Below are 18279 nucleotides of genomic sequence, written 5' to 3'. Positions count from 1 at the left end.
ACGACCATGACCGACCCCTTCGACGACACGACCTTCCCGCTGAGCCCCGAACAACGCGCGGTGCCGGCCGATGCGCCGCGCCTGCTGCTGCGCGCCGACATCGAGGGCGCAACCGACCCGGCGCGTCTGCGCGACGTGGTGGCGCGCGTGCTGGGTGCGCACGGCGCGTTGTGCAGTGCCATCCGTGCGGTGCCGGGCTACCGCGGTCTGCGCCAGCAGTACACCGACGGCATGGCGCCGCTGGCTTGGAGGAACGCCGATCTGCGCGATGCGCCCGAATCTGCGGTCATCGAATGGCTGGCGAATCTGCAAGCCGCGCCGCTGGACATCGCGCGCGGCGAGATGGTCCATGCCGGGCTCGCACGCACCGGTGGGGCACGTCACACGCTGGCGCTTTCCGTACATGCCTGGGTCGGCGACCGCGGCAGCCTGCAGCACCTGTTCGACCAGATCGCCACGGCCTTCGCGGACGAACACGCTTTCGATGCCGCTGAGGTGTTCCCGTATGCACGCTTCGTGACGTGGCGCCAGGACCTGCTCGACGGCGAAGATGCCGCCGAGGGCCGTGCCTATTGGCATCGCTACCTCGCGCAGGCCGCCACGCTCACGCCGCCGCGCCTCGTCGGTCGGCAGGCTGCTGTCTCGCAACAGGCCACGCGCGTGCGTGCCGACGAATCCGTCGACGCCACTTTCGCGGGCCGCATCGCCGCCTGCGCCGACACACTGGGCGCCCAGCCCGACACGCTGCTGCAGGCCGTCTGGTGGCTGCTGATCGCGCGGCTGGACGGCACCAGCCGTTTCATCGCCGGCTGGCAGCACGACTGCCGCCGCGACTACCCGCCGATGCAGGGTGCGGTCGGCGTGTTCGACAAGGTGCTGCCGCTCATCGTCGAGACCGCGCCCGAGACGCGCTTTGCCGACTGGTTCGACAACGTCGACGGCACGCTGGCCGCGCATGTCGAGGCGCAGGAGTACTGGGCCGTCGAGTCGCCGCCCATCGCCGCGCACCTCGCGGTCGGCTTCGCGTGCCACGAGCGGCCGCGCCGCCACGGCGTCGATCCGCAATGGCAACTGGCTGCGCTGCCGGGGCCGCTGCCGACGTTCGAACTCGCCTTGCAGGTCGCATGGGACGCCGAGGGCGCAGCGCTCTCGGTGCATGCCGATGCGGCGCGCCACAGCGAGGTGGCGGCGCAGCGCCTGCTGATGCAATACCTCTGCCTGCTGGACGCCGTCGTCGAACGCCCCGACACCGCGCTTGGCGCGCTGCCGCTGGTCGGCCCGCGCGAACGCGAGTTGCTGCTGCAGTCGCAGGAAGCCGTGGCCGATGTCGGTACGACCGTCACGCAGCGCATCGCCCACTGGGCCGTCGAAACGCCCGATGCGCCCGCACTCGAAGCAGGCGACCAGCGCCTGAGCTACCGCGAACTCGACCAGCGCATCGGTCGCATCGCCCACTGGCTGCAAGGGCAGGGCGTGACGCCCGGTGCGATCGTCGCGCTGAACCTGCCGCGTGCGCTCGACCTGCCGGTGGCGATCCTCGCCGTCTGGCGCGCGGGCGCCGCCTACCTGCCGCTCGACCCCGACTGGCCCGAGGCGCGCCGCGCGGCGGTGCTGGCCGATGCGAAGCCGTTGTTCACCATCGACGCGGCGTTGCCCGATGCGGCCACGCTGCCCGAAGCACAAGCCGCATCGCACATCGCCGCACCGAGCGACCTCGCCTACGTGCTCTACACCTCCGGCTCCACCGGCACGCCCAAGGGCGTGGCCGTCGAGCAGGGCCAGTTGCAGAACTACGTGGCAGCCGCATCGGCCGCGATGCAGCTCGACACCTGCCGCCGCTGGGCGCTCACCAGCTCGGTCGCGGCCGACCTGGGCAACACCGCACTGTTCGGCGCGTTCCACAACGGCGCCTGTCTCGTCGTGGCGGCGCCGCACGAGGCCAAGGACGCCGAGGCTTTCGCGCGCTTCATGCGCACACACGCCATCGACGCACTGAAGATCGTGCCCTCGCACCTCGAGGCGCTGCTCGAAAGCGCCACGCTCTGCCTGCCGCGCACCCTTGTGCTGGGCGGCGAGGCCGCGCCGCGCGCGCTGGTCGAGCGCATCGCGCGGCTGGCGCCGCAGTGCGCCATCTACAACCACTACGGGCCGACCGAGGCCACGGTCGGTGTCATGGTGCATGCGGTCGAAGCCGGCGCGCCCGTGCCTGAGCAGCTGCCGCTGACGCGCGTGCTCGCGAACAACCGTGTGCGCGTGCTCGATGCGTCGCGCGGCCTCGTGCCGACCGGCGGTCTGGGCGAGGTCTGCATCGGCGGGACGCAGCTGTGCCGCGGCTACCTGAACCGCGCGAACGCTGACGTGTTCGTCGCGGACCCGTTCCGCGCCGGTGAGCGCCTCTATCGCACGGGCGACCTCGCGTGGGTGCTGCCCGAAGGCGGCCTTCGCCTGGCGGGGCGCGCCGACCACCAGGTGAAGGTCCACGGCTACCGCGTGGAGCCGGCCGAGGTCGAGGCGGCGCTGCTGGCGCGGCCCGGCGTGCGCCAGGCGGTGGTGCTGGCCGTGCCCGATGCGGCCGGTACGACCACGCTCGCCGCCTTCTTCGTTGGCGACGGCGAGGCGGCCGATGGCCGCGCGCTGCGCGAGCAACTCGCCGCGTTGCTGCCCGCACACATGGTGCCTGCGAGCTGCACGGCGGTGAGCGCGTTTGCGCGCCTGCCGAACGGCAAGATCGACCGGCTCGCGCTGGCGGCCTCGGCCCCGGCCGAAGCGCCGCAGCGTGCAGTGAAGGCCCCGCGCGACGCGCTCGAAGCGCTGCTCGCCGACGGCATGGCCACTCTGCTGGGCAGCGGCCCGGTCGGTGTGGAGGACGACTTCTTCGAACTCGGCGGCCACTCGCTGCAGGTCATCAAGCTGGTGGCGCGCATCCGCAAGCTGCTGCAGGTCGAGGTGGCGGCCGGCGTGGTGTTCGACCACCCGACGCCCGCGGCGCTCGCCGCCGTGCTGCGCGAGGCCAGCGCCGATGCCATCGCGCTCGAACAGCTGGCGCAGACGCACCGGCAGCGCGACCTGGCCGACGAATCCGTGGGCGAGGCCGCATGAGCATCGCCATGGACGAGATCACCCGCACCGTGCACGACGGCCAGGCGGTGCCGCTGTCGTATGCGCAGGAGCAGCTGTGCTTCCTGCAGAAGCTGGAGCCCGGGCTCACGGCCTACAACCTGCTGCGCGTGTTCCGGCTGAGCGGCGCGCTCGACGCCGATGCGCTGGAACGCGCGTTCCAGGCGGTCGTCGCGCGCCACGCGATCCTGCGCACGCACTTCGTCGAACACGACGGCGTGCCGATGCAGGTGGTGCAGGCCGAAGTGCCGTTCGCGCTGGAGCGCATCGACCTCGCGGACCAGGGTGCAGACGCACAGAAAGCCGCTGTCGACGCGCTCGTGCACCGCACCGCGACGCATGTGTTCGACCTGGGCCGCGCGCCCGCATTGGTGGCCCGGCTCGCGACGCTGGCCGACGACCGGCATGTGCTGACCGTCTGCCTGCATCACATCGTCTCCGATGCCTGGTCGAACCCGATCCTGGCGCGCGACCTCGGCGCGGCCTACGCGCTGGCGCTGCGCAGCGAAGGCCCGGTGCAGCTGCCGCCGCTGCCCGTGCAGTACGCCGACTTCGCCGTGTGGCAGCGTGCCCGCGTGCAGGGCGGGGTGCTCGCGCCGCAGCTCGCGCACTGGAACCGCCACCTCGGCGACGAGGTGCCCTCGCTCGATCTGCCGACCGACCGCGCGCGCCCCGCGCAGCAGACCTTCGCCGGCACCGCGCTGGGCTTCGAGTTGCCGCCTGCGTTGGCGGCGGCGCTGCAGACCTTCTGCCGCGCCGAACGCTGCACGCCGTTCGTCGTGCTGCTCGCGGCCTGGCAGGTGCTGCTGTCGCGCTGCAGCGGGCAGGATGACTTTGCCATCGGCGTGCCCAACGCGGGCCGCCACCGCGAGGAGGTGCAAGACCTGCTGGGCTTCTTCATCACCACGCAGGTGTTCCGTGCGCGGCTCGCGCCCCGGCGCACGCTGCGCGAGGTGTGCCGCCAGGTGCGTGCCGATGCGCTGGCCGCGCTCGACCATGCCGACCTGCCGTTCGAGGTGCTGCTGGCCAGCCGCAAGGACCGCCGCGATCCCGCGCGCAGCCCGCTGTTCCAAGCCATGTTCGGCGTGCAGATGGCCGGCGAGGCCGTGGCGCTCGACTTCGCGGGCGTGCGCGCCGAGCTCGAAGAGTTCGATGACGCGGGTGCCAAGTTCGACCTGTCGCTGGACTTCTACATCGACCCGCGCGGCGTGCGCGGGCGGCTCGAATACAACACCGACCTGTTCGACGCCACGACGGCGCAGCGCCTGGTGCGCGCCTACCAGCGCGTGCTGCAGGCGATGTCGGACGACCCCGACCGCGTGCTCGCGAACCTCGTGCTCACCGATGCGGACGATGAGGCGCGGCTGCGTGCGTGGAGCGAGAACCTGCCGCACCGGCCGTACACGCAGCCCGTGCACCAGCGGATCGAAGCGCAGGCGCGCGAGCGGCCCGAGGCGGTCGCGCTGGTGTTCGGCGACACGGTGCTGCGCTACGGCGAACTCGACGCGCGCGCCAACGCGCTCGCGCATCGTTTGATCGGCCTGGGCGTACGGCCCGACATGCCCGTGGGGATCGCCGCCGAGCGCAGCCTCGAGATGGTGGTGGGGCTGCTGGCGATCCTGAAGGCCGGCGGCGCCTATGTGCCCGTCGACCCCGAGCTGCCGCGTGAACGCATCGCCTACATGCTCGAAGACAGCGGTGTGACGCTGCTGCTCACGCAGTCGCAGTTGCGCGAGGCGTTGCCGGTGGCGGCGCATGTGCAGTTGCTTGCGCTGGATGCGCTCGACCTGTCGGCCGAATCCACCGCCTGCCCGCAGGTCGCACTGCATGGCGAAAACCTCGCCTACGTGATCTTCACCTCGGGCTCCACGGGCCGCCCCAAGGGCGCGGCCAACCGCCACAACGCCCTCTACAACCGCCTGGCCTGGATGCAGGACGCCTACGCGTTGAACGACGCCGACACCGTGCTGCAGAAGACGCCGTTCGGCTTCGACGTGTCGGTGTGGGAGTTCTTCTGGCCGCTGATGCAGGGCGCGCGCCTCGTCGTCGCCGCGCCTGGCGACCATCGCGAACCGGCTCGCCTGGTCGAGCTGATCCGCACGCACGGCGTGACCACGCTGCATTTCGTGCCCTCGATGTTGCAGGCCTTCCTGGCGCACGACGGCATTGAGGCCTGCACCAGCCTGCGGCGCATCGTCTGCAGCGGCGAGGCGCTGCCCGCCGAGGCGCAGGCGAAGGTGTTCGAGCGCCTGCCGGGCGCGGGGCTGTACAACCTCTACGGCCCGACCGAGGCGGCCATCGACGTGACGCACTGGACCTGCCGCGCCGACGGGCTGAACCATGTCGCGATCGGCCGCCCCATCGCGGGTTGCAAGACCTACGTGCTCGACGCGGGCCTGAACCCCGTGCCGCCGGGCGTGGGCGGCGAGCTGTACCTGGGCGGCATCGGCCTGGCGCGCGGCTATCTGCACCGGCTAGGCCTCACGGCCGAGCGCTTCGTCGCCGACCCGTTCAGCGACAGCGGCGAGCGCCTGTACCGCACGGGCGACCTCGTGCGCTGGCGCGACGACGGCCAGCTGGCCTACCTGGGCCGCATCGACCACCAGGTGAAGGTGCGGGGCTTCCGCATCGAACTCGGCGAGATCGAGGCGCAACTGCTGGCACAACCGCAGGTGCGCGAGGCCGTGGTGGTGGCCGATGAAGGCCCGGGCGGCACGCGGCTGGTCGGCTACGTGTCGCCGCAGCCCGGTGCGGCGGTGGACGCGGCCGTGCTCAAGGCGCGCCTGGCCGAGGTGCTGCCCGAGTACATGGTGCCGGCGCAGCTGTGCGTGCTGCCGGCCCTGCCGCTCAACGCCAACGGCAAGATCGACCGCAAGTCGCTGCCCAAGCCCGAACGCAGCGGGGCGCAGGCCTACGAGGCGCCCGAGGGCGTGGTCGAACAGGCGCTCGCCACGGTCTGGGCCGAGGTGCTCGGCCTTCCGCGCGTGGGTCGGCAGGACAACTTCTTCGAACTCGGCGGCGATTCGATCCTGAGCCTGCAGATCGTGTCGCGGCTGCGCACGGCGGGCTGGAAGCTCAAGCCGCGCCAGATGTTCGAGCGCCAGACCGTCGCCGGGCAGGCGGCCGTGGCCGAGCCCGTGGGCGCGGCGGTGCAGGCCGAGCAGACCGCAGCCGAAGGCCAGGTGCCGCTGCTGCCGTTCCAGGCCGCGTTCTTCGAGGCCGACATGCCCGAGCGCCACCACTGGAACCAGTCGCTGCTGCTGCAAGGCCGCGAGCCGTTGGCGGTGCCCGCGCTCGAAGCCGCGCTGGCGGCCGTGGTGCAGCACCACGATGCCTTCCGCCTGCGCTTCCATCGCGCGGCCGATGGCCGCTGGCGGCAGGTCTACGAGGCCCTGCCGGCGCGCTGGCGCGAGGAATGGCTCTGGGTGCGCGATGCAGCGAACCCGGCGCAGATCGCCGCGCTGTGCGACGAAGCGCAACGCAGCCTTGACCTCGCGCACGGGCCGCTGCTGCGTCCGCTGGTCATCCGCCTGCCCGGCGGCGACTGGCGCCTGCTGCTGGCGGCGCACCACCTCGTGGTCGATGGCGTGTCGTGGCGCATCGTGCTCGACGACCTGGCCACCGCGTACGCGCAGTGCCGCGACGGCCGGTCGGTCGCGCTGCCACCGAAGAGCGCCAGCCTGCAGGCCTGGGCGCGTGAGCTGCAGGGCCAGGCCGCCGCGATGGACGGCGAACTCGCGCACTGGCAGGCCTTCGCCGACGTGCCGGTCGCGCTGCCCTGCGCGCGGCCCGAGGGCGTGAACACCGTGGCGCGCCGCGCCAGCATCGCGTGGCAGCTCGACCGCGCGCGCACGCAGGCGCTGCTCAAGACGGCGCCGGCCGCCTACCGCACGCAGGTCAACGACCTGCTGCTCACCGCGCTGGGGCGCGCGCTGTGCGGCTGGAGCGGGCATGCGCAGCTCGCGATCCTGCTCGAAGGGCACGGCCGTGAAGACATCCTCCCCGCGCAGAAGGCACTCGACCTTTCGCGCACCACGGGCTGGTTCACGAGCCTGTTCCCCGTGCGGCTCGACCCGCTGGGCGCGTGGGGCGACGCGATCAAGCGCGTGAAGGAAGACTTGCGCCGCGTGCCGCAACGCGGGCTCGGCCATGGCGTGCTGATGCATCTGGGCACGGACGCACAGCAGCAGGCGCTGCGCGCATTGCCGCGTCCGCAGCTGGTCTTCAACTACCTGGGGCAGGTCGATGGTGCGCCCGAGGCCGCATGGTCGCTCGCGACCGAAGACGCGGGCGAGCCCGTCGCGGCGAGCGCGCCGCTGCTGCACGAATTCAGCGTCAACGCACAGGTGCGCGACGGTGCGCTGCAGCTGACGGTGGACTTCAGCGCGGCGCGGCATGCGCAGGAGGACGTGCAAGGCTGGGTGAACCGCTTCGGCGACGAGCTCGAAGCGCTGATCGCGCACTGCACCTCGGGCGCTTCCGGCGTCACGCCGTCGGACTTCCCGCTGGCCGGGCTCGACGCCGCGCAGCTCGATGCGCTGCCGTTGCCCGTGGCGCAACTCGAAGACCTCTACCCGCTCTCGCCGATGCAGTCGGGCATGTTGTTCCACAGTCTGGTCGATGCGCAGGGCGAGGCCTACATCAACCAGCTGTGCATGGACATCGACGGCCTCGATGCCGAGCGCTTCCGCGCCGCATGGCAGCGCGTGCTGGCACGCCACGAGATCCTGCGCAGCGGCTTCCTGGCCGACGGCGCCACGCCGCTGCAATGGGTGGCGCGCAGTGCCGAGATGCCGTGGGCCGAGCAAGACCTGCGCGAGAGCGCCGACGTGCCGGGCGCATTGACGCGGCTGGCCGCCTCGCAGCGCGCGAGCGGCTTCGACCTCGCGCGCCCGCCGCTCATGCGCATCGCGCTGGCCCGCACGCAGGCGCAGCGCCATCACCTCGTCTGGACCTACCACCATCTGCTGCTCGACGGCTGGAGCGTGGCGCAGCTGCTGGCCGAGGTGCTGCGCAGCTACGCGGGAGAGGCGAGCGAGCCCGCGCCCGGGCGCTTCCGCGACCACATCGCGTGGCTCGCCGCGCGCGACGCACAAGCCGGCGAGGCGCACTGGCGCCGCGTGCTGGCCGGCGTGGAAGAACCGACGCGCCTGGCGACCGCGCTGGTGCCGCCTGTTGCACCGCGCCCCGGCAAGGCCCGCCAGCGCCTGGCCTTCGACACCGAGGCCACGCGCGGCCTGCGCGAGGCCGCGCGCGCCGCGCACGTCACGCTCAACACCTTCGTGCAGGCCGCCTGGGCGCTGCTGCTGGGCCAGCGCACGCGCACCGGCACCGTCGTGTTCGGCGCCACCGTCGCCGGCCGCAACGCCGAGATGCCGGGCGCCGAGCGCATGCTGGGCCTGTTCATCAACACGCTGCCCGTGGTCGCGCACCTGCGCCCCGGCCAGCCCGTGGGCGACTGGCTGCACGAACTGCAGGCGGCGCAGGTCGCGTCGCGCGAACACGAGCACACGCCGCTGCACGAGATCCAGGCCTGGGCCGGGATGGGCGGGCAGGGGCTGTTCGACACGCTGGTGGTGTTCGAGAACTACCCGGTCGATGCGGCCTTGCGCGACGATGCGGCGGCGGGCCTCAGCTTCGGTGCGGTGCATACGAAGGAAGAAACCTCGTACCCGCTCACGTTGATGGTGCACGACGATGCGGCGCTGCACATCGACCTCGTGCATGCGCTCGACGTGTGCGACGAGGTGCAGGCCGCGGCGTTCGTGGGTCAGTTGCGCGCGGCGCTGCTGGCGCTCGCCGGCGATGCGGCGCAGGCTGTGGGCCAGATGACGCTGGCCGATGCGGCCGAGCGCGAGCGGTTGTCGTCATGGTCGCGTGGTGCATTCGCACCGCAGGCGGTCGTGCCCGTCCACCACCTCATCGAACAACAGGCGAAGGCGAACCCCGACGCACTGGCGCTGGTCACGGCCGAGCATCGCCTCACCTACGCCGCACTCAACCGCCTCGCCAACCGCTGGGCGCACCGACTGATCGCGCAGGGCGTGCGGCCCGACATGCCGGTTGCGATCGCGGTCGATCGCTCGGCCGAAACCGTCGTCGGCCTGCTCGCCGTGCTCAAGGCCGGCGGCGCCTATGTGCCGCTCGACCCGGCATTCCCGCCCGAGCGGCTGGCCTACATGGTCGAGGACAGCGGCGCCTCGCTGCTGCTCACGCGCCGCGCGCTGATGCCGCGCCTGCCCGACGCAGCGAGCGTGCAGCGGCTGGCCTTCGACCTCGACGCGGCTGACGACGGCATGGCCGCCTGGCCCGACCACGACCCGGCGGTGCCGGTGCATGGCGAGCAGCTGGCCTACGTGCTCTACACCTCGGGCTCCACCGGCCGCCCCAAGGGCGTGGCGATGCGCCACGACGCGGTGGCGCGCCTCATCGCGTGGCAGCTGCAACGCCTGCCGGGTGCGAGCCGCACGTTGCTGTTCGCGTCGCCGTGCTTCGACGTGGCGTTCCAGGAAATGGTCAGCGGGCTGGCCGGCGGCGGCTGTCTCGTGCAGACCGCCGACGCGCAGCGGCTCGACCTCGATGCGCTGGAAGACCTGGTGCACCGCGAAGGCGTCGAGCGCATGTTCCTGACCTTCTCGGTGCTGCAGCATTTCGCCGAACAGTCGCTGGCCTCCGGCCGTCGGCTGCCGGCGCTGCGGCAAATCCTCACGGCGGGTGAGCAGCTCAAGCGCACGCCCGCGCTCGCCGAATGGCTGGCGCGCGAATCGCAGTGCCGGCTCATCAACCAGTACGGGCCGACCGAGACGCACGTGGTGAGCGAGTTCGCGCTCGACGGCGCAGGCGATGAAGACCTGCCGCCCATCGGCACGCCCGCATCGAGCGCGCGGCTGCATGTGCTCGACGCGCAACTGAACCCCGTGCCCGTCGGCGTGGCGGGCGAGCTGTGCGTCGGCGCCGAGGTGCTGGCGCGCGGCTACCTGCGCCGCGCCGGCCTGACGGCGCAGCGCTTCGTCGCCGATCCGTTCGATGGGCACGGCGGGCGGCTCTACCGCACCGGCGATCTCGTGCGCTGGCGCGACGACGGCCAGCTCGAGTACCTCGGCCGGCTCGACCACCAGGTGAAGGTGCGGGGCTTTCGCATCGAACTCGGCGAGGTCGAGGCGCAGCTGCTCGCGCAGCCCGGCGTTCGACAGGCCCTGGTGCTGGCGCAGGAAGGACCGGGCGGTGCGCGGCTGGTGGCCTATGCGGCCGGCGCCGAAGGCCAGCCGCTGCGTCCCGCGGCGCTGCGTGCGGGGCTGGCAGCGGCGTTGCCCGACTACATGGTGCCGAGCGTCATCGTCGCGATGCCGCAGGGGCTGCCGCTGAACGCCAACGGCAAGGTCGACCGGCAGGCGCTGCCACCACCCGAAGCGGCGGAGCAGCGCGCCCACGTGCCGCCGCAGGGCGCCACCGAAACCGCGCTGGCGGGTCTGTGGGCGCAGGTGCTGGGGCTGTCGCGCGTGGGACGCGGCGACAACTTCTTCGAGCTCGGTGGGCATTCGCTCGCGGTGCTCAAGCTGCGCCAGCAGGTCAAGGCGCAGATGGGCATCGACCTGCCGCTGCAGCGCTACTTCGAACTGCCCGACCTGGCGGCGTGCGCGCAGGCGCTCGACGCGCAAGGGCCGGCGCAGGCGCAGCAGGCCGCGCAGGCCGAGAGCGATCTCGATCGCATGGATGCATTGTTGGAAAGTCTGGGGGGTTGAGTGAGCAGTAGCACGAACAGCAGCAGCAGCGAACGCGGCAGGGCCATCGCCCAGCGGCTGGCGGGTTTGCCACCGGCGCGGCAAAAGGAATTCATCGCCGCGCTTCGTGCGCAGGGCATCGATTTCGGTCGCCTGCCGATCGTGCCCGACCCGGCCGCCGTGCCCGGTGCGCCGCGGCCCGCCTCGTACGCGCAGGCGCGCCAGTGGTTCCTCTGGCAGATGGACCCCGAAAGCACGGCGCAGCACATCACGGCCGCGCTTACGCTGCACGGCGCGCTCGACCATGCGGCGCTGCGCGCGAGCCTGCAGGCGCTGGTGGCGCGGCATCCGTCGCTGCGCACGCGCTTCGGCGTGAGCGACGACGGCGTGCCGCAGCAGACGGTCTCGCCCGAGGCGGTGCTCGACCTGCGTGAAGCCGACCTGCGCGCCCACCCCGCGCAGGTGCGCGACGAGGCTGCGCGCCTCGTGCGCACGCCCTTCGACTTGGCGCGCGGCCCGCTGTTGCGCGTGGGCCTGCTGCGCACCGGCGAGACCGCGAACCTGCTGGTGCTGGTGATGCACCACATCGTGTCCGACGGCTGGTCGATGCAGCTTCTGGTCGACGACTTCGGCGCGCTGTACCAGGCGCACCGTCAAGGGAACGACGCCGCCGTGCCGGCCGCGCCGGCGCTGCAGTACGCCGACTACGCGGCCTGGCAGCGCCACTGGCTCGAAGCAGGCGAGGGCGAACGCCAGCTCGCCTACTGGACCGAACGCCTGGGCGGCGAACAGCCGCTGCTGCAACTGCCCGCCGACCGCGCGCGTCCGCCGCAAGGGCCGTATCTGGCCGCGCGCCATCGGCTCGACCTGCCGGATGAGTTGACGCAGGCGCTGCGCCGCCGCGCGAGCGCCGAGGGCGCGACGCTCTTCATGGTGCTGCTGGCCGGCTTCCAGGCGCTGCTGCACCGCTACACGGGCCAGGGCGACATCCGGCTCGGCGTGCCCGTGGCCAACCGCGACCGGCCCGAGACGGCCGGCATCCTCGGCCTGTTCGTCAACACGCAGGTGCTGCGCGCCGAGCTGGCCGGCCACACCACGCTGGCCCAGGCGTTGGCACAGGCGCGCGAGGCGGCGCTGGGCGCACAGGCGCACCAGGACCTGCCGTTCGAGCAGCTGGTCGAGGCGCTGCAGCCCGAGCGCAGCCTGAGCCACCCGCCACTGTTCCAGGTGATCTTCAACCACCGGCAGCAGGACCTGGGCGCGCTCGACCGGCTTGAAGGCCTGCGCATCGAACCCTGCGAACTCGATGAACAGGCGGCGCCTTTCGAACTCGCGCTCGACACGCTGGAGCAGGCCGACGGCACGCTCGGCCTGAGCTTCACCTACGCCCGCGCGATCTTCGAGCCCGCCACCATCGAGCGCATGGCCGCGCACTACGTCGCGGTGCTGCGCCAGCTGGCCGACGACCCGTCGCGCACGCTGCGCGAGGTGGCGCTGCTCGGTCCGCAGGAGCACGCCCAGCTGCGTGAATGGGGCGAGGGCCGGGACACGGCCTGGGACGAGGTGCCCGTGCACCGCCTCGTCGAGCGCCAGGCCGCGCTGCGACCCGAAGCCACGGCGCTGATCGTCGACGGCGTGCCGATGCGCTTCCGCGATTTCGACCGGCGTGCCAACCGGCTCGCGCATGCCCTCATCGCGCAGGGCGTGCGACCCGAGGACCGCATCGGCCTCGCGGTGGAGCGCTCGCCCGAGATGGTGGTGGCGCTGCTCGGCGTGCTGAAGGCGGGCGCGGCCTATGTGCCGCTCGACCCCGACTACCCGTCCGACCGGCTCGACTTCATGGCGACCGACAGCGGCGTGCGGCTGCTGCTCACGCAGGCGCGCGTGCGCGAGCGGCTGGGCGCATCGATGAAGGCGCTGCCCGCGCTGCTGCTCGATGGCGGCGTGCTCGACAGCGGGCCCGAAGACGCACCCGATGTCGCGGTGCATCCCGAGCACCTGGCCTACGTGATCTACACCTCGGGCTCCACCGGCCAGCCCAAGGGCGTGGCCGTGGCGCATGGCCCGCTGAGCATGCACATCCAGACCATCGGCCGCGCCTACGGCATGACGCCGGAGGACCGCGAGCTGCAGTTCGCGTCGATCAACTTCGATGGCGCGCACGAGCGCATCTGGACGCCGCTGGCCTTCGGCGCCACGCTGATGCCGCGCAGCCAGGAGCTGTGGACCGTGCACCGCAGCCGTGAAGAGATGCGCCGCCACGGCATCACGGTGGCCTGCTTCACGCCAGGCTACCTGCAGCAGATGGCCGACGAACTCGGCGAAGAAGGGCGCGTGCCCACGCTGCGCTCGTACACCGTCGGCGGCGAAGCCATGGGCCGCGTGGCCTGCGAGCGCGTGATGCAGACCTTGCAGCCGCCGCGCCTCATCAATGGCTATGGCCCGACCGAGACGGTGATCACGCCGACCATCGCCAAGGCCTATGCCGGCACCGCCTTCGACGCGGCCTACCTGCCCATCGGCGCGCCCGTGGGCGACCGCCGCGCCGTGGTGCTCGACACCGACATGAACCTGGTGCCGCCCGGCATGGCCGGCGAGCTGTACCTCGGCGGTTCGGGGCTGGCGCGCGGCTACCTGAACCGCGCCGGCCTGAGCGCCGAGCGCTTCGTGGCCGACCCTTTCGATGCGAACGGCGGGCGCCTGTACCGCACGGGCGACCTCGTGCGCTGGCGCGCCGACGGGCAGCTTGAGTACCTGGGGCGGCTCGATCACCAGGTGAAGGTGCGGGGTTTCCGCATCGAGCTCGGCGAGGTCGAGGCGCGGCTGCGCGCGCAGCCCGGCGTGCGCGAGGCCGTGGTGGTCGCGCGCGAGCGTGCAGGCGGTGCGTTGCTGCTGGCCTACGTGTCGAGCCTCGACGCGCAGCGCCCGGTCGAGGCCTTCACGCTGCGCGACGGCTTGGCGCAGGTGCTGCCCGAGTACATGGTGCCGTCGGCGATCACGGTGCTCGCGGCGCTGCCGCTGAACGCCAACGGCAAGGTCGACCGCGCCGCGCTGCCCGAGCCCGTGTTCGCTGCTACAGCCGACAGTTGGGAAGCGCCGCAGGGCGCGGCCGAGGAGGCGATGGCCGCCGTGTGGGCCGAGGTGCTGGGCGCGCCGCGCGTGGGCCGCAACGACAACTTCTTCGAACTCGGCGGCCATTCGCTGCTGGCCATGCAGCTGCTCGAGCGGCTGCGTCGCCAGGGCTTCGGTGCGCAAGTGCGCACGCTGTTCCAGAACCCGCGCTTCGTCGACTTCGCACGCGCCACGCTGGAGGCCGGTGCCTCGTCGCGCCCGGCGCCGGTAGTGCCCGACAACGCGATTCCCGACGGCTGCACTTTGCTCACGCCGCAGATGCTGCCGCTGGTGACGCTCGACGATGCGCAGCTGCGCCGCATCGAAGCCGCGGTGCCCGGCGGCGCGGCCAACATCCAGGACATCTACTCGCTCGCGCCGCTGCAGGAAGGCCTGCTGTTCCATCACCTGATGCAGGCCGAGGGCGACGTCTATGTGCAGTCGCTGCAGATGCGCTTCGACAGCGAGGCCCGGCTCCATGCGTTCATGGACTGCCTGAACCGCGTCATCGCGCGCCACGACATGCTGCGCACGGCGGTGCTATGGGAAGGGCTGGCGGAGCCGGTGCAGGTGGTGCACCGCCATGCACCCGCCAAGATCGAATGGCTGGCTATCGACGCCGCCGCGGGCGATGTCGCCGCGCAACTCGAAGCCCATGTGCGCCCCGGCCACTACCGCCTCGACGTGCGCCGCGCGCCCATGCTGCGCGCCATTGCCGCGCACGACGCCGCGGGCGGTGGCTGGCTGCTGCAGTTGCCGAGCCACCACCTGGCGCTCGACCATGTGTCGCGCGACCTGCTGGTCGAGGAGATCACGCTGCTGCTGCAGGGCCGCGCGGATGCGCTGCCCGCGCCCGTGCCGTTCCGCAGTTTTGTCGCGCAGGCACGGCTCGGTGCCGATGTGGCCGAGCAGGAGACTTTCTTTCGCCGCATGCTCGGCGACGTGCGCGAACCGACCGCACCCTTCGATCTGTTCGATGCGCGCGGCGACGGCATGGCCGTCGAAGAAGCGCACCTCGAACTCGATGCGGCGCTGGCGCAGGCTGTGCGCACGCAGGCGCAGCGCAGCGGCGTGAGTGCGGCCACGCTGTTCCACCTGGCGTGGGCGCTGGTGCTGGCCAAGACCACGGGCAAGGACGACGTGGTGTTCGGCACCGTGCTGTTCGGCCGGCTCGCAGGCGGCGAGGGCGCGGGGCGCGCGCTCGGCATGATGATCAACACGCTGCCGCTGCGCGTGACGCTGGGCCGCAGCCACGCGCTGGCCTGCGTGCGCCAGACCCACGCCGCGCTGGCCGGCCTGCTGCACCACGAGCACGCGAGCCTGTCGCTCGCGCAGCGCTGCAGCGCAGTGCCCAAGGGCACGCCGCTGTTCTCGACGCTGCTGAACTACCGCTATGTGGCGCAGGCGCCCGATGTGGGTGCCGATGCCGGCGGCTGGGAAGGCATCGAGACGCTCGGCGCGCAGGAGCGTTCGAACTACGCCTTCGCGCTGTCGGTGAACGAACGCGCCGACGGCTTCGCACTGACCGCGCAGGTCGATGCGGCGGTGGGCGCCGCGCGCGTGTGCCAGTACATGCACGACGCGGTGCGCCGCGTGGCCGACGACCTAGCGCAGGCGGCCACGCACCCGGTCGCGGCCTTCGACCTGCACACCGCCGACGAGGCGCAGCGCCTGCAGGCCTGGGGCGAGAACACGCCCGCCTACCAAGACACCGCACCGGTGCACGTGCTGGTCGCACGCCAGGCCGCGCTGCGGCCCGAGGCCACGGCGCTGATCTTCGGCGACCGCACGTTGAGCTACGCCGCGCTCGAAGCGCGCGCCAACCGGCTGGCGCACCACCTCGTGCGCGCGGGCGTGCGGCCCGAAGTGCGCGTGGGTCTCGCGGTGCGGCGCTCGGCCGACATGGTCGTGGCGTTGCTCGCGATCCTGAAAGCGGGCGGCGCCTACGTGCCGCTCGACCCGGCGTATCCGCCGCAGCGCCTGGCCTACATGGTGGAAGACAGCGGCGTCGCGCTGCTGCTGGCCGACGACGCCGTGGTGCTGGACCGCATCGGCCTGCCCGGTGTGAAGGCCCTGACGCTCGATACGCTCGACCTGTCGAACGGCCCGTCGCACGACCCCGGCGTGGCGGTGCACCGCGACCACCTGGCCTACGTGATCTACACCTCGGGCTCGACCGGCAAGCCCAAGGGCGTGGCCGTGGCGCACGGCCCGCTGGCCATGCACGTGCAGTCCATCGGCGAGGCCTACGGCATGACGCCGGACGACCGCGAGCTGCAGTTCGCATCGATCAACTTCGACGGCGCACACGAGCGCACCTGGGTGCCGCTGGCCTTCGGCGCGGCGCTGATGCCGCGCGACGAAGAGGTCTGGCCGGTGGAGCGCACCTGCGCCGAAATCGCGCGCCACGGCATCACGATTGCCTGCTTCACGCCCGGCTACCTGCACCAGATGGCCGAGCTGATGGGCGAGGCCGCGAGCCGGCTGCCGATTCGCTCCTACACCGTGGGCGGCGAGGCGATGCCGCGCACCAGCTTCGCGCTGGTGCAGTCGGTGCTGAAGCCGCCGCGCATCGTCAACGGCTATGGGCCGACCGAGACGGTGATCACGCCGATGATCGCCAAGGCCGCGCCGGGCGAAGGCTTCGACGCGGCCTACATGCCCATCGGCCGCCTCGTCGGCGACCGCACGGCCTACGTGCTCGACGGCGCCATGAACCAGGTGCCGCCCGGCGTGGCCGGCGAGCTGTACCTCGGCGGCGACGGCCTGGCGCGCGGCTATCTGCAGCGCGCGGGCCTGAGCGCCGAACGCTTCGTGGCCGACCCCTTCGGCGCGCCGGGCGGCCGGCTCTATCGCACGGGCGACCTCGTGCGCTGGGAGGCCGACGGGCAGATGGCCTACCTGGGGCGCATCGACCACCAGGTGAAGATCCGCGGCTTTCGCATCGAGCTCGGCGAGATCGAGGCGCAGCTGCTGGCGCTGCCGCAGGTGCGCGAGGCCGTGGTCGTCGCCAGCCAGGGCGCGGGCGGCGCGCGGCTGGTGGCGTATGTGTCGCCGCTGGCGGGCGAGCGCATCGAGCCTTCGCAACTGCGTGCCGGCCTCACAGCACTGCTGCCCGAGCACATGGTGCCGGCGGCCATCGTCGTGCTCGACACGCTGCCGCTGAACATGAGCGGCAAGGTCGATCGCCATGTGCTGCCGGCGCCGGTGTTCGCCGGCGGCGACGGCTACGACGCGCCGCGCGGCAGCGCCGAGCAGGCGCTCGCGCGCATCTGGTCCGAGGTGCTGGGCGTGGCACGCGTGGGCCGCGACGACAACTTCTTCGAACTCGGCGGCGATTCGCTGCTGAGCCTGAAGGTGATGGCGCAGGCACGGCGACTGGGTCTGCCGGCGCTCGACCTGAAGCTGCACGACTTCCTGCGCGCGCCGACCATCGCGGGGCTGCTGGGCGGGCGTGCCGAGGCGCCGTCGCTGGTCGCGCTGAATGCCGTGGTGCCCGGTGCGGCGCCGCTGTTCTGCCTGCACGCCGCGCTGGGCACGGTGTACGACTACGCGCCGCTGGCGCGTCGCCTGCAGGGCGTGCGCACTGTGTACGGCCTGCCGTGCCGCATGCTCGCCGACCCCGCGCACCGCGACGTGTCGCTGGCGCGCATGGCCGACGACTACGCCCGCATGCTCCGTGGCGTGCAGCCGCAGGGGCCGTACCACCTGCTGGGCTGGTCGCTCGGCGGCGCGCTCGCGGCGGCCGTGGCCGCGCGGCTCGAAGCCGAAGGGCAGGCCGTGGCGTTCCTCGGCCTGGTCGATCCTTACGTGCCCGAGCCCGACGCGCCCCTGCAGACGGTGGACGACGACGGCCGCCGCGACTTCGCCGACTTCGTCGCCTCGGCCTGGCCGGCGGCGCGCCTGGACGGGCTGCTGGACATCGACGACTTCGTCTGCGACGAGGCGACGGTGGCTGCGCTGATCGCCCAGGCGCGTGCCAAGGCGCAGGCCCGTGGCGATGCGCTGGAGATGCCGGCGCACGCGAACCTGCCCGACGACGAGCTGGCCCGCATCTTCCTCGTGAGCCAGCAGCTGAAGGCGATCGAGACCGAGGCGCTCGTGCCGCTGCGTTGCCACGCCGAGTGCTGGTGGATCGCGCGGCGCCCGGCGGCGGACCGCGCCGCGCTCGCGCTACAGCTGGGGCGGCCGGATCTCGCGAGCACTGCGGCGCTCGACGAGGACCACCACGCGATCCTGCGTAGCCCGGTGTTGTTGACGCAACTGGCCGAGCGACTGGGCGAAGCCGAAGCCCTCGCGGCCTGACGCCCGGGCATAAAAAAACGCACGA

General features: G+C 72.4%; 3 protein-coding genes and 1 pseudogene. All 4 read left to right on the top strand.

Going from position 1 to position 18279, the window contains the following annotated elements; genetic code table 11:
• Window positions 1–6 precede the first annotated feature (6 nt).
• The 4 genes and pseudogenes from AC07O4_RS00990 (at window position 7) to AC07O4_RS00975 (ending at window position 18254) form a co-directional block, all read left to right on the top strand.
• Window positions 7–3099, top strand: a complete 3093-nt coding sequence (locus AC07O4_RS00990) for a non-ribosomal peptide synthetase (protein ID WP_495303495.1) — start codon at window positions 7–9, stop codon at window positions 3097–3099.
• Window positions 3096–6251, top strand: a pseudogene (locus AC07O4_RS00985) (amino acid adenylation domain-containing protein); the annotation flags it as partial. The gene AC07O4_RS00990 and the pseudogene AC07O4_RS00985, both read left to right, overlap by 4 nt.
• Complete coding sequence (locus AC07O4_RS00980; protein WP_495304019.1) at window positions 6243–10859, top strand: amino acid adenylation domain-containing protein; 4617 nt, start codon at window positions 6243–6245, stop codon at window positions 10857–10859. The pseudogene AC07O4_RS00985 and the gene AC07O4_RS00980, both read left to right, overlap by 9 nt.
• On the top strand, window positions 10860–18254 hold the full coding sequence (locus tag AC07O4_RS00975; RefSeq protein WP_495303494.1) for an amino acid adenylation domain-containing protein: 7395 nt from the start codon (window positions 10860–10862) through the stop codon (window positions 18252–18254).
• Window positions 18255–18279 lie beyond the last annotated feature (25 nt).

Source organism: Variovorax sp. GW821-FHT09D04 (assembly GCF_059416405.1).
The sequence above is the reverse complement of the archived record's forward strand: the minus strand, read 5'-3'. Positions and strand labels throughout refer to the sequence as shown.